The organism is Yimella lutea, assembly GCF_006715095.1.
Classification (GTDB): domain Bacteria; phylum Actinomycetota; class Actinomycetes; order Actinomycetales; family Dermatophilaceae; genus Yimella; species Yimella lutea.
Genome location: NZ_VFMO01000001.1, coordinates 1,014,589 through 1,033,922, shown reverse-complemented (window position 1 = coordinate 1,033,922; position 19,334 = coordinate 1,014,589). Strand labels below are relative to the sequence as shown.

Here is a 19,334-nt window from a genome sequence, read left to right as displayed (position 1 = left end):
GCACGAGGGCACTCCGTATACGGAGTGCCCTCGTGCACTTGGCGTCACCTCGACGTCGAGGGACGCCGAAAGGCCCCGGTCCACGAGGAACCGGGGCCTACTCGAGCACCGTGGGTCAGCTGTCGGAGAAGCCGAGGGCTTCGTCGTCGAGGCGGATGGCCTCGCCACTGCCCGGGCCGAAGACCGGGTAGTCGTACGGCTGGTAGTCCGGCAGGGCGTACAGCGCAGCCTTGGCCTCTTCGGTGGGCTCGACCGACAGGTTGCGGTAACGGGGCAGGCCCGTTCCGGCCGGGATGAGCTTACCGAGGATGACGTTCTCCTTCAGGCCCAGCAGCGGGTCGCGACGACCGTGCATGGCGGCCTCGGTGAGCACGCGGGTGGTCTCCTGGAAGGACGCCGCCGACAGCCACGACTCGGTGGCCAGCGACGCCTTGGTGATACCCATGAGCTCGGGACGACCCGACGCCGGACGTCCGCCTTCGGCGACCGCCTTGCGCGAGGAGTCCTCGAAGCGACCACGCTCGGCCAGCTCACCCGGGAGCAGGTCGGTGTCGCCGGCCTCGATGATCGTCACGCGACGCAGCATCTGGCGCACGATGACCTCGATGTGCTTGTCGTGGATCGACACACCCTGCTGGCGGTACACACCCTGGACCTCGTCGACGAGGTGCTTCTGCACCTCGCGCGCGCCCTGGATACGCAGCACCTGCTTGGGGTCGATCGCACCCTTGACCAGCAGCGCGCCGACCTCGACGTGCTGACCGTCCTCGACGAGCAACTGGGCGCGCTTGCTGACCGGGTAGGTCTGCTCCTCGCCACCGTCGTCCGGGGTGAGCACGATCGTGCGGGACTTGTCGTCGTCCTTGATCTCGACGCGTCCGGCAGCCTCGGCGATCGGGGCGACACCCTTGGGGGTGCGCGCCTCGAACAGCTCGACCACACGGGGCAGACCCTGCGTGATGTCGTCGGCCGCAGCCGCACCACCGGTGTGGAAGGTACGCATCGTCAGCTGCGTGCCCGGCTCACCGATGGACTGGGCGGCGATGATGCCGACGGCCTCACCGATGTCGACCAGCTTGCCGGTCGCCAGCGAACGTCCGTAGCACATGGCGCAGGTACCGACGCGGGACTCACAGGTGAGCACCGAGCGGACCTTGACCTCTTCGACGCCGGCCGCGATCAACTTGTCGAGGTTGACGTCACCGAGGTCGGAGCCGGCCTTCGCCAGGACGTCTCCCCCCACCTCGACGTCGACCGCGAGGTTGCGGGCGTACACCGAGGACTCCACGTGGTCGTGCTCGACGAGCTCGCCGGACGCGTTGCGCTGGGCGATCGGCATGACCAGACCGCGGTCAGTGCCACAGTCGGACTCGCGGATGATGACGTCCTGCGACACGTCCACCAGACGACGGGTCAGGTAACCCGAGTCGGCCGTACGAAGCGCGGTGTCGGCCAGACCCTTACGCGTACCGTGCGTGGAGATGAAGAACTCCAGCACCGACAAGCCCTCACGGAAGTTGGACTTGATCGGACGCGGGATGATGTCACCACGCGGGCTCACCATCAGGCCTCGCGCACCGGCGATCTGACGGATCTGGAACCAGTTACCACCCGCGCCCGAGGCCACCATGCGGTAGATCGGGTTCTTCGGGTCGAAGTTGGCCTGCATCTCCTGCGCGACCTCGTCGGCACCCTGGCGCCAGATGTCGGTCAGCTCGTCACGACGCTCCTGGTCGGTGATCAGACCACGGTCGTACTGACCCTGGATCTTCGCCGCACGCACGTCGTAGCCGGCCAGGATCTCCTTCTTGTTGCTCGGGGTCTGCACGTCACCGATGGCGACGGTGCATCCCGAGCGGGTCGCGAAGTAGAACCCGGCGTCCTTGAGTGCGTCCAGCGACGCGGCGACCTGACCCTTGGGGTAACGCTCGGCGAGGTCGTTGATGACCGCACCGAGGCCCTTCTTGTCGATCGCACGGTTCAGGAAGGGGTAGTCCTCCGGAAGCGTCTCGTTGAAGAGCACACGGCCGAGGGTCGTGGCCAGCTTGTAGCCGGACGCGCGGCCCAGCTCGTCGACCTCGAAGCCCTCCGGCAGGTCGAAACCTTCCGGCGGCACCTGGTCGAACAGGCGGATGCTGACCAGCGAACCGAGCTTGATCTCGCCCAAGTCGTAGGCCATGCGGGCCTCGGCCGCAGTCGAGAAAGTGCGCAGCTCACCGGCTTCCCCACCCTCGGCAGCGATTTCGCCGTCCTCGGACGTCAGGAAGTAGATGCCGGTGATCATGTCCTGGCTCGGCATGGTGACCGGGCGGCCGTCGGCCGGCTTCAGGACGTTGTTGCTCGACAGCATCAGGATGCGTGCCTCGGCCTGCGCCTCGGCGGACAGCGGCACGTGAACGGCCATCTGGTCACCGTCGAAGTCGGCGTTGAACGCGGTGCAGACCAGCGGGTGGATCTGGACGGCCTTGCCCTCGACCAGCTGCGGCTCGAAGGCCTGGATGCCCAGACGGTGCAAAGTGGGTGCACGGTTCAGCAGCACCGGGTGCTCGGTGATGACCTCTTCGAGGACGTCCCACACCTGCGAGCGCTGACGCTCCACCATGCGCTTGGCCGACTTGATGTTCTGCGCGAGGTCGAGATCGACCAGACGCTTCATCACGAACGGCTTGAACAGCTCCAGCGCCATCTGCTTGGGCAGACCGCACTGGTGCAGCTTCAGCTGCGGACCGACCACGATGACCGAACGGCCGGAGTAGTCGACGCGCTTACCGAGCAGGTTCTGACGGAAGCGACCCTGCTTGCCCTTGAGCATGTCGGACAGCGACTTCAGCGGACGGTTGCCGGGGCCCGTGACCGGGCGACCACGGCGGCCGTTGTCGAAGAGGCTGTCGACGGCCTCCTGAAGCATGCGCTTCTCGTTGTTGACGATGATCTCCGGCGCACCGAGGTCGAGCAGACGCTTGAGTCGGTTGTTGCGGTTGATCACGCGGCGGTACAGGTCGTTGAGGTCGGAGGTCGCGAAACGGCCACCGTCCAACTGCACCATCGGACGCAGGTCCGGCGGGATGACCGGGACGGCGTCCAACACCATTGATGCGGGGCTGTTGGTCGTCTGCTGGAAAGCGGTGACGACGCGCAGACGCTTCAGCGCACGGGTCTTGCGCTGACCCTTACCGGTGGCGATGGTCTCGCGCAGCGACTCGGCCTCGGCCTCGAGGTCGAAGGACTCCAGGCGCTTCTGCAGTGCAGCCGCACCCATGCCGCCCTCGAAGTACAGACCGAAACGGTCACGCATCTCGCGGTACAGCGTCTCGTCACCCTCGAGGTCCTGGACCTTGAGGTTCTTGAAACGGTCCCAGACCTGGTCGAGGCGCTCGATCTGCTGGTCCGCACGCTTGCGGATCTGCGTCATCTCACGCTCGGCGGACTCACGGGTCTTGCGACGGACGTCGGCCTTCGCGCCTTCCTTCTCCAGCTCCGCGAGGTCGCCCTCGAGCTTGGTGGCGCGGGTGTTGATGTCGCCGTCGCGGCGGTTCTCGATCTCCTTCTTCTCGACCTCGATCTGAGCCTCCAAGGACGGGAGGTCCTTGTGGCGCTGGTCGGTGTCGACGGAGGTGATCATGTAGGCCGCGAAGTAGATGACCTTCTCCAGGTCCTTCGGGGCGAGGTCGAGCAGGTAGCCCAGACGCGACGGAACACCCTTGAAGTACCAGATGTGCGTCACCGGGGCGGCGAGCTCGATGTGGCCCATGCGCTCACGACGCACGGCCGAACGGGTCACCTCGACGCCGCAGCGCTCACAGATGATGCCCTTGAAGCGGACCCGCTTGTACTTGCCGCAGTAGCACTCCCAGTCGCGAGTCGGGCCGAAGATCTTCTCGCAGAAGAGGCCGTCCTTCTCGGGCTTGAGGGTGCGGTAGTTGATGGTCTCGGGCTTCTTGACCTCGCCGTGGCTCCACTGGCGGATGTCTTCGGCCGTTGCCTGGCCGATACGAAGCTCGTCGAAGAAGTTGACGTCCAGCACTTGGTGCTTCCTTCTTTCGTTCTTTCTGGAAGTTTTGTCTCAGTGATCGCGGAGTGCGGGGGCGCGTGGTGCGCCCCCGCGTCCGGATCAGACTTCGTCGACCGAGCTCGGCTCGCGACGGGACAGGTCGATGCCGAGTTCCTCGGCGGCCCGGAAGACTTCCTGGTCCGCGTCCCGAAGGTCGATGGTCTGGCCGTCGCTGGACAGCACCTCGACGTTCAGGCAGAGGGACTGCATCTCCTTGATGAGCACCTTGAACGACTCCGGAATACCCGGCTCGGGGATGTTCTCGCCCTTGACGATCGCCTCGTAGACCTTCACGCGGCCGGTGACGTCGTCGGACTTGATGGTGAGCAGTTCCTGCAGTGCGTAGGCGGCGCCGTACGCCTCCAGGGCCCACACCTCCATCTCACCGAATCGCTGACCACCGAACTGCGCCTTACCACCGAGCGGCTGCTGGGTGATCATCGAGTACGGACCGGTCGAACGGGCGTGGATCTTGTCGTCGACCAGGTGGTGCAGCTTCAGGATGTACATGTAACCGACCGAGATCGGCTCCGGGAACGGCTCACCCGAGCGGCCGTCGAACAGACGCGCCTTGCCGCTGCTCTCGACCAACTGCTGACCGTCGCGGGTCTTGTTGGTCGACTCGAGCAGGCCGGTGATCGCGGCCTCGGACGCACCGTCGAACACGGGGGTCGCGACGCGCGAGCCGGCGGGCGCCTCGTGGGCGTCCTTCGGCAGCTGTGCGGCCCACTCCGGCTCGCCCTCGATGTTCCACCCGCGGCTGGCTGCCCAGCCCAGGTGCAACTCCAGGATCTGACCCAGGTTCATACGACGCGGCACACCGTGCGGGTTCAGGATGACGTCGACCGGCGTCCCGTCCTCAAGGAACGGCATGTCCTCGATCGGCAGGATGCGGGCGATGACACCCTTGTTTCCGTGGCGGCCGGCGAGCTTGTCACCGTCGGTGATCTTGCGCTTGTTGGCCACGTAGACACGCACCAACTGGTTGACGCCCGGGGGAAGTTCGTCGCCTTCTTCGCGGTCGAACACCTTGACGCCGATGACCGTGCCGGTCTCACCGTGCGGCACCTTCATCGAGGTGTCGCGGACCTCACGCGCCTTCTCACCGAAGATGGCGCGCAGCAGGCGCTCCTCCGGGGTCAGCTCGGTCTCACCCTTGGGCGTGACCTTGCCGACGAGCAGGTCGCCGTCGCGAACCTCGGCACCGATACGGATGATTCCGCGCTCGTCGAGGTCGGCCAGCACCTCCTCGGACACGTTCGGGATGTCGCGGGTGATCTCCTCCGGACCCAGCTTGGTGTCGCGGGCGTCGATCTCGTGCTCCTCGATGTGGATCGAGGAGAGAACGTCGTCCTGCACCAGACGCTGGCTCAGGATGATGGCGTCCTCGAAGTTGTAGCCCTCCCACGGCATGAATGCCACGAGCAGGTTCTTTCCGAGGGCCATCTCGCCACCGTCGGTCGACGGTCCGTCGGCCAGCACGCCGCCGACCTCGACGCGGTCACCGGTGTCGACCAGCACACGCTGGTTGTAACAGGTGCCGGCGTTCGAACGGTCGAACTTGGCGATGCGGTAGGTGGTGTAGGTCGCATCGTCGTTAGCGACGGTGACCAGGTCGGCCGAGACCTCCTGCACCACACCGGCCTTCTCGGCGCGGACGACGTCGCCCGAGTCGAGGGCGGCGCGGTACTCCATGCCGGTACCGACCAGCGGAGCCTCGGCGCGCACCAGCGGCACGGCCTGACGCTGCATGGCGGCACCCATCAGCGCGCGCGATGCGTCGTCGTGCTCCAGGAACGGGATCAGCGCGGTGGACGCCGACACCATCTGGCGCGGGGAGACGTCCATGTAGTCCACGTCTTCACGCGGGACGTCGGTGGCCTCTCCGCCCTTGGCGCGCACCAGGACGCGGTCCTCGACGAAGTGGTTGTCGTCGGTCAGCGGCGCGTTGGCCTGCGCGATGACGAACTCGTCCTCCTCGTCAGCAGAGAGGTAGTGCACCTCGTCGCTGACCAGGCCGTTCTCGACCTTGCGGTAGGGCGTCTCGACGAAACCGAACGGGTTGATGCGTCCGAAGCTCGCGAGCGAACCGATCAGGCCGATGTTCGGGCCTTCCGGCGTCTCGATCGGGCACATACGTCCGTAGTGCGAGGGGTGGACGTCACGAACCTCCATGCCGGCGCGGTCACGGGACAGACCACCCGGGCCGAGCGCCGACAGACGACGCTTGTGCGTCAGGCCGGCGAGGGGGTTGTTCTGGTCCATGAACTGCGACAGCTGGCTGGTGCCGAAGAACTCCTTGATGGAGGCGACGACGGGCCGGATGTTGATCAGCGTCTGCGGCGTGATGGCTTCGACGTCCTGGGTGGTCATGCGCTCACGCACGACACGCTCCATGCGCGACAGGCCGGTGCGGACCTGGTTCTGGATCAGCTCACCCACGTTGCGCAGGCGACGGTTTCCGAAGTGGTCGATGTCGTCGGTCTCGACGCGGATCGACACGTCCTGACCGTCACGACGACCCGGCAACGTGGTCTGGCCGGCGTGCAGCGCGACCAGGTACTTGATCGTCGCGACGATGTCGTCGACGGCAAGGGTCGAGTCCGACAGCGGAGCCTCCAGGCCCAGCTTCTTGTTGACCTTGTACCGACCGACCTTGGCCATGTCGTAGCGCTTGCCGTTGAAGTACAGACCGTTCAGCAGGTTCTGCGCGGCTTCCTTGGTGGGCGGTTCGCCCGGACGCAGCTTGCGGTAGATGTCGATCAGCGCTTCGTCCTGGGTGGTGGTGTTGTCCTTCTCCAGGGTCTGGCGGATCGAGTCGTACTCGCCGAAGTGCTCGAGGATCTGCGCCTCGGAAAGGCCCAGGGCCTTCAGCAGCACGGTGACCGACTGCTTGCGCTTGCGGTCGACGCGAACGCCCACCATGTCGCGCTTGTCGATCTCGAACTCCAGCCACGCGCCGCGGCTGGGGATGATCTTCGCGGTGTAGATGTCCTTGTCGGACGTCTTGTCGATCGAACGCTCGAAGTAGACACCCGGGCTACGGACGAGCTGGGAGACGACGACGCGCTCGGTGCCGTTGATGACGAAGGTGCCGCGGTCGGTCATGAGCGGGAAGTCGCCCATGAACACGGTCTGGCTCTTGATCTCACCGGTGTTGTGGTTCATGAACTCGGCGGTGACGAACAACGGCGCCGAGTAGGTCATGTCGCGCTCTTTGCACTCCTCGATGGAGTACTTGACCTCTTCGAAGCGGTGATCGCGGAAGGAGAGGCTCATGGTCTCCGCGAAGTCCTCGATCGGGGAGATCTCCTCGAAGATCTCCTCCAGGCCGGAGCGCTCGTTCAGGTCATCGCGCCCGGCAGCCTTCGCCTCGGCGACACGCTCCTGCCAGCGCTCGTTGCCGAGCAGCCAGTCGAAGCTCTCCGTCTGAGGAGCGAGCAGGTCGGGCATTTCCAGGGGTTCGCGAATTTTCGCGAACGAGAGACGGCCCGAAGCCGTCTTCGCCGAGGACAGAGATTGGGTCGCAGTACGCGAGGCAGCCAAGGAGGGTCCTTCCACAGGCCGGGACGGGCGGTTTGTGGCCACACTCAAGCGGCGAATCCATCCCTACCGGTGGGCAGGACAACCGCGGCTTCGCAAATCGGAGATCGTCCCGCCGTGGAGCGGAGATCGGCCGAATGTTGTCGCCGGATCGAAAATGGGTTGCTGAAGAGGGCAGCGCAAAGGTCAACTATAGACACGCCATGCGGAAATGTCCAACCGCGGGCACAAGACCCCCTACCCCGGGCGACATTCAACTGCGAAAAGGGTGCACCGGGGTGGGTGCCGGGGTCAAGAGCTTTCGATGCGCGTGTCGCAGGTGGTCGCTTCTGGCGGTGTGCGGACCGCGGCTGCCCTTCGAGATCGCAACTGGCAGCGCCGGCGGCACCAGTTGCGATTCGGATGTCAGAAGCGGGCTCGACCATGACAACCGTTCGACTACCCTTGCGTTGGCCGGAGCACCGCGGGGTCCGCGCAGGCGGTAGGTGCATCGTCACGTCCAAAGGGTTTGTCATGACCGTTTCTCGTCGCTTCGTACTCGGTTCCGCCGGCGCCGGCATCCTGTTCGGCACCTCGGTGCAGGCTTCGTCCGCCGCCACGTTCGCCGCTGTCACCTCCACGTCTGATCCCAGGAACATCCGGGCGTTCAAGTTGCTGCTGAACGGGCTGGGTTGGCGCACCGCGGTGGACACCACGTACACACGCACCTTCTATGACTTCGTCCGCACGTTCCAGCGGCGAAACGGCTTGCCTGTCACCGGCCTCGGCGACGAAGCAACCGTCCGTTTCCTCGCATCGCGACGCACGGTCGCGGTTGACACCACCTCGTGGCACGCCGGCGCCCTCAAGGTGCTGTTGCACAAGCACGGGTACGTCTTCTCCACCGGCGCGGACGCGACGCCCTACCTGACCGGATCGTCGCTCGCGTTCGCGCAGACGATGCTCGATCTCGGCAACTTCCGCGTCTCGGCCGGTTACGGCCACACACAGTCCAACCCTGATGCCGTCATCTGGACCAGACTCTTCGGCGCCCCGAGAATCGGGGGGCTCTACCCGGTGAGTCAATTTTCCTCGTCGGTGAAAGGCACCAACTGCGGGCCCGCGAGCGCGGTCGCGATTCTGGCGTCCCGTGGAAAACTTCCGCGCAATTGGGCTTACACGACTGCCGGTGCCGGCGCCGCGATCGATGATTTCCGGCGCTCCTGCACTCTGGACGCCGTGGCCGGGGTCACCGACCGGAACAAGATCGGCACCGAATACTGGGAACTGCTCAGAGGCTTCGCCACCTACGGCCTCACCGGGCGCCAAGGCGGGATCGCCGATACCATCTCCCTCGGCCGGGCCGGACGCGCGACGATATGCGGCGGGAACATCAGGCAGCTGCCATGGTGGAGAACGACCTTCTCCGGCGACGCATCGCACTGGATCGCTGTGCTCGGCACCGCATCGAACGGCGATTTCGTCGTCGTCGACCCCTACCTGTCCGGCTCCAACGCCTACGCGCGACGCATCACCGAGGCCGGTCTTCGGCTGTACGCATCCACGAACCCCGGATACCGGGTCGGGCACCCCCGTGTGCAGCCGCCGGACCGCAACAGCGTCGTCATCAACTGATCGACACCACGTCAGGATTGCCATGAAGCTCAGCCCCGCTCGGTTCTGCTCCGCCGTCGCCTGCACCGCTGCCCTCGCCCTGTCGGGTGGCGTTGCCGCCCCTGCCGCTCGGGCGGCTGCCACACCGGGTGAGTACGTCCCCCTGCCCTCCCCGACCCGTGTGTTCGACACCCGCTCCGCGTCATTGGCGGCCGGTGAGGCGCGACCGATGCGGACCGACGAATCGCGCACCGTCGACGTCGTCTCCCGCCTTCGAACCGCGTCCGGCGCCACCGTGGCGCCCGACCAGGTGTCGGCCGTGATGGTCACGACGACCGTCGCCAACACCTCGGCTGCCGGTTACGTCACGACGCAGCAAAAGAACACCGGTCGGTCTCCTGCGGTGTCGACGGTGAACTTCCCCGCCGACAACCATCAACTGGCGAACACGACGATCGTGCCCGTTGCAGCCGACGGAACGCTCGACGTCACCGAGGGTGCCGGGTCGAGCAACGTGATCCTGGACGTCGTCGGCTGGTTCACCAGCGGCGCCACATTGCCGGCCGATGTGGTCACCTCCCAGGTCGACATCACCGACCCGGCGCGGTTCTACGACTCCCGTTTCAACGGTGACGGGCCGCTCGGTGGCGACAGGACACGAGCGATTCGCTTCGAGACGCCGTTCTCGGACGCCGACATCAACACCGCCCTCGTGCAGATGACCGCAGCCTCGCCCACCGGCAACGGCTACCTGCAGGCCTGGGACGGCCGGACGACCACGCCGCCGCCCACATCCGTGCTGAACTTCCGTCGGGGCGAGAACATCGCCTCGTTCGTCGCCGTGCCGGTACGCAAGGTCGCGGCCGGCGTCTTCGAGTTCACCGTCCGTGCCACCGGTGGCCCGACCCACATCGTCATCGATTCGGTCGGGGACGCGGGACGATTCAACGCCGCCACCTACCGTCCGATCACGCCGTGGCGATTCCTCGACACCCGCAGAACCAGCGCGTTGAAGGCGCGGTCGACGCTTTCGATCGCCGTGCCGTCAGCGGCGAACGCGCGCACCGCGAACACCTGGGCGATGGTCGGCAACGCGACGATGATCGCCGGATCGTCCTCGGGGCACTCGTTGTTCTGGAGCGGGGGGCTTCCGCGGCCGATCGCTTCGACCACCAACACCATGGCCGGGCAGAACCGTGCCTCCGGCGCTGCCGTCGTCCTCGGGTACGACCCGACAACCGCGCAGAACAACCTGCTGGGTGTCCACAACGGGTCGGGCGCCGCGGCCCATGTGCTGTTCGATATCTCCGGCCGCTTCGAGGCCTCCCCCGCTGCGGGTGCCGCCATGGCGAAGCGTTCGTGGAGGTACGTCGGTTCGCGCTAGCGGTCCGGACGACGACTGGCCATCCGGACTGCAACTGGACACCCAGATCGCAACTGGCAGCGCCGGCGGCACCAGTTGCGATCGGGAAGTCAAGAAGCGAGCTGGATCGCCAGTTGTGGTCAGCCGGCCAGGTGGCCCCAGTCGTCCGCGAGGTCGCGCCACCGACCGTCGGCGGCGACGCGCCCGTCGACCAGGACCACGACGCGGTCGGCCTGGGCCAACGCGGCCCGCTTCGAAGTGGCTCCTACGACGGTCGCCGAACGATCACGCAGCGCCTTCCACAACTCGATCTCGGTGGTGGCGTCGAGCGCGCTGGAGACGTCGTCGGCCAGCAGCAGTTCGGCGTCCGCGGCGAGCGCCCGGGCCAGTGCGAGGCGCTGAACCTGCCCACCGGACAGGCGAACTCCGCGGTGCCCGACCAATGCGTTCGGTCCACCGGCGGTCTCGACGTCAGGAGTCAGACGGGCGTCGGCGACCGGCTGATCGAACGCCCGGGTGAATCCGAGCTGGACGTTGTCGGCGAAGGTGCCCGACAGGACGCGCGGCACCTGCGCGACGTACGCCACCTGCCCCGGACGCATGAACACCTCGGCGTCGTCGATCTCCTCGCCGTTCCAGGTGAGCGAGCCGTCGTAGTCGATCAGGCCGGCGAGCGCACGCAGCAGACTCGACTTGCCCGAACCGACCTGGCCGAGCAGCAGCACCAGTTCGCCGCGTCGGATGTCGAGCTGCACATCCTCGACGCCGACCGTGCCGTCCTCGTGAATCGCGGTGAGGCCGTGAACCCCCAGCTCCTGCAACGCAGTTCGCGGAGCAACCGGAGCCTGCGGCGCCTGCCCTGTAAGCAGGTCGACGCCGTCGGGAAGGCGCATCAGGTCCTGGCCGCCTGCCATCCGACTGGTGGCGGTCTGCCATGAACGCGTGCCCGGCGCCTCGGTGACCACGGCACCGGCGACGCGTCCGAACCAGTCGAAACCGTTGACCGCGTTGACCACGAGCAGCGCCGTCGCCAGACCCCAGACGTCCCAGAGCACTGCGGCCCACGCGACGACGGCACCGGTCTGCACCATCACCATCGGGACGCCGTCCAGGAAGGACTGCACTCGGTGTTCGCGGACGGCAGCATCCACCCGTCCGGCGTCGACCTTGCGCAGGTGGCGGTGCAGTTCGGGGGTGCGGCCGGCGAGTTTGACAGTGCGCGCCGACTCCAGCGTCGATACCAGCGCACGGCCGAAACGGGCTCGGGCGGCGGACGCCTGGGTCGCCGAGCGTCCGGCGATCGGGCGTCCCACTGCCGACGCGAGCGCGGCCGAGAGCATCACGGCGGCGAGGACGAGTCCGGCCAACGGGGTACTTGCGGCAACCGCGGTGAACAGCGCGATCGCCAAGCCGTTGCAGAAGTCGACCCAGCGGTCGGCGTAGCGCGCGTAGCGGTCGGCGTCCATCGCACGGGCCACGACCTCGCCGGCGGGGTCCTTGTGCAGTCGGCGCTGCGCGGTCTGGCCGACGAGCACGGCCATCCGCACCCGCAGCAGCACCTCGACCCACCAGCGCGGGTACCGCGAAATCGCCTCGGCGAGCATGATCGGCCCGATCATCACGCTGGCGACCACTGCGACCAACCACGGCCAGGACAGCGAACCGTCCTGCAGCCGCTCGATCGTCTGGCCCCAGGTGTATCCGGTGACCGCGCCGACCGCGCCGGTCAGGGAGAAGATCAGGAAGAGTCCGACCGAGAGCATGCCCCAGCGCGGACGCACCCATAGTGCCGACCAGATGCCCTTCGCCAGGCTCGGGCCGTTGCCGGTGTCGGGACGCACCGGCGGGTCGGTGCGACGGCGCTGACCGCCCACCGTGGTCACTTCGTCGACGATCTCAGGCTCTGCCCCACCGTCCCCGAGGTCGGCCGCCGTGAGCAGGTCGCGGAAGCGTCCCTCGGACGACGCCAACTCGCTGCGACTGCCGAACTGCGCGACCCGTCCACGGTCGAGGACCGCCACGAGGTCGGCGCGCTCGATCGTCGAAAGGCGGTGTGCGACAAGGATTCCGGTACGTCCGTGCAACAGGCGATCGGACGCGGCGACGACCCGGGACTCGGTGAGCGGGTCCATGCGAGCGGTGGCCTCGTCGAGCACGACGACGTGGACGTCGCGGATCAGCAGTCGTGCGAACGCAACCAGCTGTTCCTCACCGGCCGAGAGCAGCGTGCCGCCCGGACCGAGGAGCGTGTCGAGTCCGTCGTCCAGACCGGCGACCCAGTCGGTGAGGCCGAGTTCGTCGACGACGGCCTCGACCTGGGTGCGCGGGTTGTCGGCGAAGAGCGTAATGTTCTCGGCCAGAGTGCCGGCGATGATCTCGGTGCGTTGGGTGACGACGCCGACCTGGCGGCGCAATGCATGCAGGTCGAGGTCGAGCACGTCGATTCCCCCGATGAGCACCGAGCCACGTTCGGGTTCGACGGCACGGGAGACCAGAGACGCGAGCGTCGACTTGCCCGATCCGGTGCGTCCGACGAGCGCGAGCGTCTGGCCGGCGGGAACGTGGATGTCGATGCCCTCGAGCGCGAACTTGCCCTCGGTGTAGGAGAAGTGCAGGTCGCGGAAGTCGAGGTCGGGGGTCTGGTCGCCGAGGTGCAGACCGCCGGTCGGTTCGGGCGCGACGGCGAGCATCTGACGCAGACGGATCACGGCACCCATGCCCGCCTGCAGGTCGGGAAGTTGCTGAGCGACGTTGCCGATGACGCCCACGAAGGTGCTGGTGATCAGGAACAGCGTCACGATCTGCGCGACCGACAAAGATCCGCGGTCGGCGAGCAAGACACCGGCGACCGCGATGATCGCCAGCAAACCGTGCAACAGCAGGACGGCGCGCAGCGTGATGCGACGTTCGAGCAGGATGACGTTGTAGAAGAGTTCGTGGACCCTGGACGACAGCTGCGCGAGCCGGCGGATCGCGAACGACTGGCCGAGGCTGGTGCGCAGGTCGTCGCGTCCGGCGATGCCCTCCTCGAGGGCGGCGGCGTGGTCGGTCCAGGCGGCTTCCTCGACCACCTTGCGCTCGGCGATCTGGCCCATCAGCGGACGCATCACCAGCAGCGTCAGCCCGGCGAAGACCGGGAACAGCAGCCAGGCCGGCCACCAGGTGAAACCGGCCACCAGCCACATCGGGATGAGCGAGAGCACCGCGCGCAGCACCATCCAGACCTGCATCCGGACGAGTGAGCCGACCTCGTGGGTGTCGTCGTCGACGCGGTCGAGCACCTCGCCCACCGCCTGCTCGGACAGTGCCTCCAGCGGTTGGTGGAGGGCTGCGTCCAGCAGGTCGTCACGCAGTTTGCCCTCGGCGCGGTCGACGACGGTCGCCCACAGGATGCGTCCGGCGGTGTCGAGAACCGCCCCGCCGATGACGCATGCAGCAAGCCACCAGACCAGGGATGCGGTCGGGCTTTGCGCCAATCGCCCAGCGACGACCGTGCCGGCGGTCGCTCCCAGCGCTGCGATCGTGAGCGCAATGATTGCCACCACGGTCAGCGGGTGCTTCAGGCGACGCCAATTCACCTGGCGCTCCGGTGATTTCATCGTCTCGGCAGCGGCAGACTCTTGGATCTTCGTCGGCGTCAGGGTTGTCGTCATGGCGTGGTTCAGGCTATGCCCGACCACTGTCAAGGAGCGAATCATTTTCGGCCCCGTCGAGTAGGTGCGGAGCGTCAGCGGACTCTCGCGCCTTGTCTGAGCCGATGCGAGGTACGAGCGTCGTGTCGAAGGGACGGAAATCGCACACCCAACGGTGGTCGAGTAGGTGCGGAGCGCTAGCGACCGCGCGCGATCGAGATCACACACCCAACGGTGGTCAAGTAGGTGCGGAGCGCCAGCGACCGCGCGCGATCGAGATCACATCCCCAACGGTGGTCGAGTAGGTGCGGAGCGTTAGCGGAGTGCCGCCATCGAGACCACACACCCAACGGTGGTCAAGTAGGTGCGGAGCGCCAGCGACCGCGCGCGATCGAGATCACATCCCCAACGGTGGTCGAGTAGGTGCGGAGCGTTAGCGGAGTGCCGCCATCGAGACCACACACCCAACGGTGGTCGAGTAGGTGCGGAGCGTTAGCGGAGTGCCGCGATCGAGACCACACACCCAACGGTGGTCGAGTAGGTGCGGAGCGTTAGCGGAGTGCCGCGATCGAGACCACATCCCCAACGGCGGTCGAGTAGGTGCGGAGCGTTAGCGGAGTGCCGCGATCGAGACCACATCCCACGACGGCTGTCCACAGCGCCTCCCTCACCAGCGCGTCATCCACAACTGCGTAAACGAAGCTGGCCCCGCAGGAGCCCCAGCCGCACAGTTGTCCCCATGCCGTACACATACATTGTGGAGTGCTCTGACGGCTCCTACTACTGCGGAAGCACGTGGCAGCTGGACCGGCGCATCTGGGAACACAACCATTCCCCGAACGGTGCTGCCTACACTCGCCATCGCCGTCCGGTGCAGCTTGTGTGGGCCGTCGAGTTCGACAGCATCGCGGCGGCGTTCGAGTTCGAGAAGCAGGTGCAGAACTGGGGACGCGCGAAACGCGAGGCGTTGATCAGGGGCGAGTACGAGGTGCTGCCGCAGCTCGCGCGTCGGACCGATCGTCGACCGCGGCCGGACGGTGATCCGGGCCGACCGGTGAAAGGTCGCGTCGAGCGTCCGCCGGAGCCAGACGACCCGTGGGCATACCCGCTCAAGAGACCACGGCGTCCGCGGCGTCCGCGGGAACGTTGACGCTCACCGCGGAGTGGTCTCGATCGCGGCACTCCGCTAACGCTCCGCACCTACTCGACCACCGTGATCGGCACCTACTCGACCACCGTGATCCGCACCTACTCGACCACCGTGATCCGCACCTACTCGACCACCGTGATCCGCACCTACTCGAGCACCGTTGATCACCGTCCAACGACAAAGCGGGCCGGACCTTTCGGTCCGACCCGCTTCGCGAGAGTTGCTGCCTAGGCAGCGAGGCTCACTTGAGCTCGACGGTGGCGCCGGCGCCCTCGAGCTGCTCCTTGGCCTTGTCGGCGGCAGCCTTGTCGACCTTCTCCAGGACGGGCTTGGGAGCGCCGTCGACGAGGTCCTTGGCTTCCTTCAGACCGAGGGAGGTCAGCGCGCGGACCTCCTTGATGACGCCGATCTTCTTGTCGCCGGCAGCGACCAGAACGACGTCGAACTCCGACTGCTCCTCAGCAGCGCCGGCGTCGCCGCCGCCTGCTGCCGGGGCAGCGCCAGCAACCGCGACCGGGGCCGCAGCGGTGACGTTGAAGGTGTCCTCGAACTGCTTCACGAACTCCGAGAGCTCGATGAGGGTCATTTCCTTGAAGGCCTCAAGGAGCTCGTCAGTGCTGAGCTTCGCCATGATGGCTTCCTTTCGTTAATGCCGTGAGTGGCTGTGTGTGAAAAGTGCGAACCGAGCGGGTGCTCAGTTCTCGTCGCCACCCTCGGCGACGTCAGTGGTGCCGGCCTCGTCTGCAGCAGCCGGTGCCTCGTCGGCAGCCGGGGACGCGGGGCCCTCGGTCTCGACCTTGGCACGCAGCGCGTCCACCACACGGGCGGTCTGCGACAGCGGGGCAGCAAAGAGGTACACAGCCTGGCTGAGCGACGCGTTCATCGCGCCGGCCAGCTTGGCCAGAAGCACCTCGCGGGACTCCAAGCTCGCGAGCTTGGTGATCTCCTCGGCCGAGAGCGGCTTGCCGTCAAGCACGCCACCCTTGATCACGAGGAGCGGGTTCGCCTTGGCGAAGTCGCGCAACTTCTTGGCCGCCTCGACCGGGTCACCGGTGACGAAAGCGATTGCGGAAGGACCGACGAGCTGACCGTCGAAGGCGGTGACACCGGCTTCGCTGGCAGCACGCTCGGTGAGCGTGTTCTTCACCACGGCGTAGGTCGCGTGCTCGCGGAGATCAGTACGCAGCTGGGTCAGCTGCGCCACGGTCAGACCGCGGTACTCCGTCAACACGGCCGCACCCGACTCACGGAACTTGTCCGTAAGTTCGGCAATGGCGGCGTTCTTGTCGGACTTCGCCATGCGGACCTCCTTCGATCGTGGTTGCCGATCGCCGTGGCCACAACGAAAAGAGCCCCGGCGCAGATGCGCTCAGGGCTCGCAGGAACGTACGGCATCCGTACGTTCGTGGAATTACCTTGTGCTCACCTACGCTGGTCGCCCGTTTCGGCGGGACCTTCGGACGCTTTCCCTTGCGGGATCGCACCGACCGGCGGTCATTGGTAACTCAATGCTACGGGCGAATGTCGCATCCGACCAAATCGCCGCGTTGACTCACGCTAAATGCCCGCGTGGGTGGAGTCATTGACTCATCCCAGAATGCCCGCGTGGGGTGCAGCCTCGATGGATGGAGCTCACGGTGGGTCAGCGCAAGGCGGTCCTGGTCTCGCAGGTGAAGGCGTGGCCGAAGGCGACGAAGGCGGAGAAGACAGCGATCCTGGACCATCTGGTCGCGGTCAACGGGTGGCACAGGGACCACGCCCGCAAGATGCTCCGCCGCGCGGTCGCCGGTCATGACCCGAATCGTCCCCGAGCACAGCGTGATCCGGTCTACCGCTACGACCCTGCCGTGATCGATGCCCTGGTGACCTGCTGGGTGGTCCTGGACGGCCCCACCGGGAAGCGACTGCACCCTGCGCTGCCCGACCTGACCACCGCGCTGATCGCCCACGGCGAACTGCACTGCACCCCTGACACGTTGGCCGCGCTGCTACGAATGTCACCCGCCACGATCGACCGCCGCCTCAAACCACACCGCACCGGCCTGATCGCGACCAAGGGCCGGTCGATGACCAAACCCGGCAGCCTCCTCAAGGCCAGCATCCCGATGAAGACCTGGCACGAATGGAACGAAACCGTCCCCGGCTTCCTCCAGATCGACCTGGTCGCACACGAAGGCGGCGACAACAACGGAGCCTTCCACTACACCCTGGACGCCACCGACATCGCGACCGGTTGGACCGAAGCGATCAGTGTCCGCTCCAAAGGCGAACGAATCGTCGCCGCCGGCCTGACCGACCTGATCCTGCGATTCCCGTTCGGCATCAACGGAATCCACTCCGACAACGGGGGCGAGTTCATCAACCACCACCTCGCGAAGTGGTGCGACGCGCGACGTATCACCCTGACCCGCGGCCGGGCCCACCACAGCAACGACCAGGCCTACGTCGAGCAGAAGAACTGGTCCAGCGTCCGCCGCGCGGTCGGTTACTACCGGTACGACACCCGCCACGAGCTCGACCTGCTCAACCAACTGTGGCCCCTGCAAGCAGCACTCGACAACCTCTACCTGCCCCAACAAAAGCTGCGCAGCAAGTCTCGCAACGGCGCCAAGGTCACCAAAACCTACGACACCGCCGCGACCCCGCTGCACCGCCTGACCCGGGACCACCCGCAGTACCTCACCGATCAAGACGCCGCTGACCTGAGCACACGAGCCACCCAGATCAACCCCGCCGAACTACGCCGTCAGATCCACGCGATCCAAGCCAGTCTCATCGAACTCGCCCGCCGCAGAGGCAAAGTCGAACAACGACCCAAGCGCAACGCGACCTACCTCAGCCGCAAGAAAATCCACCCCACCAAGCGGGCAAATTCAGATGAGTCAACGACTCACTCCACGCGGGCATCTTGACGTGAGTCAACATGATCGCCCGGAGCAGGGAGAGAAGCCGGTGGACGCGGACGGGCGCGAACCCGTCCGCGTCCGGTGTCAGGCCTGACCCTGGCCGGACAGCGCGTCCGCGCTGACCGTGGCGGCTGCCGGCGGCACCTCGATCTTCACGGATTCGCCCCAGCCGGAGTAGGTCGTCGTGGAGACGAACACGACGTCGGACGTCTTCGCCGACAAGCCCAGACCGCTCAAGCCGGTCGAGTCGGTCTTCACCTTCACCGGGCGGTTCTTGGCGTCGAGCCAGACATCGATGTCGACCGTCCTGTCCTTCAGCTTGGCCTTGTCCGCCTTGCGGTCGACCGGGCCGCCCTGCTCGGTCTCGGAGTCCTCGTCCACCTCGTCCTCGTAGAACTGGTCAGCCGGTGCCTGGGCCTTGTAGTGCTTGCCTTCGGCCTCGTCACCGACGAAGGTGACCTTGCCCGCAGCCAGGACGTTGATGTCTTCGTCGCCGTCGACGTCGCGCCGCACTCCCTCCAGGAAGTCCTTCACCTCGGGGTTCGTGCTCGTCTTGTCGAACTTGATCCACTTGCCCGGCAGTTCCGGCGACTGGATGTAGGCGTTCCCGTCGATGTAGCGAAGGCCGCCCTCGCCGGGCATCTCGGCCATCAGGTCGACGCGATCACCTGCACCACGCACCATCGCGCCGGTGGTCGTGCCCGAATCGGCCGTGCTCACCTCGCTGATCCGATACGACTTCTCTGCTTTGAGTGCCTTGTCGGACGTGTCGGCCCATGCCTTCGCGTCAACGGTGGCCCCTGGGGTCGGTCCGGTCGGGGTCGGCTTGCTGCTGGTCGACGAGGACGAGGCGGACGCCGTCTTCGAAGACATGGTCGAGGACGTGGTGGAGGACGCGCCGTCGTCGCTGCCGCCGCACGCGGTCAGAGTGGCGGTCAGGCCGGCCGCGAGAAGCGCCGATCCGAAGATGTTTCGCATGTAAGTTCCCTTGTGTCGCAGCGGCCGACGAGGGGTCGACCGTCGACCAATCGTACGGGCGACCCAGGTGCGACGAGCCTGTGTTGACGAAACGCAGGTGTGGCCGCGTCCTCGAATG

Annotated in this window: 10 protein-coding genes; 4 read left to right on the top strand and 6 right to left on the bottom strand. The window is 66.5% G+C overall.

Annotated elements, in window-relative coordinates; genetic code table 11:
* Positions 1–115 precede the first annotated feature (115 nt).
* Together FB459_RS04875 and rpoB are read right to left on the bottom strand one after the other, a co-directional pair.
* Positions 116–4,024 (bottom strand): DNA-directed RNA polymerase subunit beta', encoded by a 3,909-nt coding sequence (locus tag FB459_RS04875; RefSeq protein WP_141927648.1) that lies wholly within the window; start codon positions 4,022–4,024, stop codon positions 116–118.
* A gap of 87 nt (positions 4,025–4,111) precedes the next feature.
* Positions 4,112–7,597: a DNA-directed RNA polymerase subunit beta gene (rpoB, locus tag FB459_RS04870; protein WP_141927647.1), complete on the bottom strand. Its 3,486-nt coding sequence runs from the start codon at positions 7,595–7,597 to the stop codon at positions 4,112–4,114.
* Between the two features lie 510 nt (positions 7,598–8,107).
* Between rpoB and FB459_RS04865 the strand changes: the two genes are divergently transcribed.
* Both FB459_RS04865 and FB459_RS04860 read left to right on the top strand, forming a co-directional pair.
* Positions 8,108–9,208 (top strand): peptidoglycan-binding domain-containing protein, encoded by a 1,101-nt coding sequence (locus FB459_RS04865; protein ID WP_170221717.1) that lies wholly within the window; start codon positions 8,108–8,110, stop codon positions 9,206–9,208.
* A gap of 22 nt (positions 9,209–9,230) precedes the next feature.
* On the top strand, positions 9,231–10,571 hold the full coding sequence (locus tag FB459_RS04860) for a hypothetical protein (protein WP_141927645.1): 1,341 nt from the start codon (positions 9,231–9,233) through the stop codon (positions 10,569–10,571).
* A 119-nt stretch (positions 10,572–10,690) separates the two neighbouring features.
* Here FB459_RS04860 and FB459_RS04855 read toward each other — a convergent pair whose 3' ends face one another.
* Complete coding sequence (locus FB459_RS04855) at positions 10,691–14,149, bottom strand: ATP-binding cassette domain-containing protein (protein ID WP_425472369.1); 3,459 nt, start codon at positions 14,147–14,149, stop codon at positions 10,691–10,693.
* A 772-nt stretch (positions 14,150–14,921) separates the two neighbouring features.
* Between FB459_RS04855 and FB459_RS04850 the strand changes: the two genes are divergently transcribed.
* Positions 14,922–15,332 carry a GIY-YIG nuclease family protein gene (locus tag FB459_RS04850; protein ID WP_129626003.1) on the top strand — a complete coding sequence of 137 codons (411 nt, stop codon included), beginning with the start codon at positions 14,922–14,924 and terminating at the stop codon, positions 15,330–15,332.
* A 241-nt stretch (positions 15,333–15,573) separates the two neighbouring features.
* On the opposite strand, the gene rplL is transcribed toward FB459_RS04850, so the two are convergent.
* Both rplL and rplJ read right to left on the bottom strand, forming a co-directional pair.
* A complete protein-coding gene (gene rplL / locus FB459_RS04845) occupies positions 15,574–15,963 on the bottom strand; it encodes a 50S ribosomal protein L7/L12 (RefSeq protein WP_129625328.1) in 390 nt (129 codons plus the stop codon).
* 63 nt (positions 15,964–16,026) lie between these two features.
* Positions 16,027–16,632 carry a 50S ribosomal protein L10 gene (rplJ, locus tag FB459_RS04840; protein WP_141927643.1) on the bottom strand — a complete coding sequence of 202 codons (606 nt, stop codon included), beginning with the start codon at positions 16,630–16,632 and terminating at the stop codon, positions 16,027–16,029.
* 325 nt (positions 16,633–16,957) lie between these two features.
* Here rplJ and FB459_RS04835 point away from each other — a divergent pair, with 325 nt between their 5' ends.
* Positions 16,958–18,244, top strand: coding sequence for an integrase catalytic domain-containing protein (locus FB459_RS04835; RefSeq protein WP_211345110.1), 1,287 nt, complete (start codon positions 16,958–16,960; stop codon positions 18,242–18,244).
* 78 nt (positions 18,245–18,322) lie between these two features.
* On the opposite strand, the gene FB459_RS04830 is transcribed toward FB459_RS04835, so the two are convergent.
* The gene (locus FB459_RS04830; RefSeq protein ID WP_141927642.1) at positions 18,323–19,216 is read right to left on the bottom strand and encodes an SCO4651 family lipoprotein; all 894 of its coding nucleotides are present in this window, start codon (positions 19,214–19,216) and stop codon (positions 18,323–18,325) included.
* Between the last annotated feature and the right edge of the window lie 118 nt (positions 19,217–19,334).

Coding starts and splice junctions, on each gene's coding strand:
- FB459_RS04865 (WP_170221717.1), top strand. CDS start 8,108: ATGACCGTTTCTCGTCGCTTCGTACTCGGTTCCGCCGGCGCCGGCATC.
- FB459_RS04860 (WP_141927645.1), top strand. CDS start 9,231: ATGAAGCTCAGCCCCGCTCGGTTCTGCTCCGCCGTCGCCTGCACCGCT.
- FB459_RS04855 (WP_425472369.1), bottom strand. CDS start 14,149: ATGAAATCACCGGAGCGCCAGGTGAATTGGCGTCGCCTGAAGCACCCG.
- FB459_RS04850 (WP_129626003.1), top strand. CDS start 14,922: ATGCCGTACACATACATTGTGGAGTGCTCTGACGGCTCCTACTACTGC.
- rplL (WP_129625328.1), bottom strand. CDS start 15,963: ATGGCGAAGCTCAGCACTGACGAGCTCCTTGAGGCCTTCAAGGAAATG.
- rplJ (WP_141927643.1), bottom strand. CDS start 16,632: ATGGCGAAGTCCGACAAGAACGCCGCCATTGCCGAACTTACGGACAAG.
- FB459_RS04835 (WP_211345110.1), top strand. CDS start 16,958: ATGGAGCTCACGGTGGGTCAGCGCAAGGCGGTCCTGGTCTCGCAGGTG.
- FB459_RS04830 (WP_141927642.1), bottom strand. CDS start 19,216: ATGCGAAACATCTTCGGATCGGCGCTTCTCGCGGCCGGCCTGACCGCC.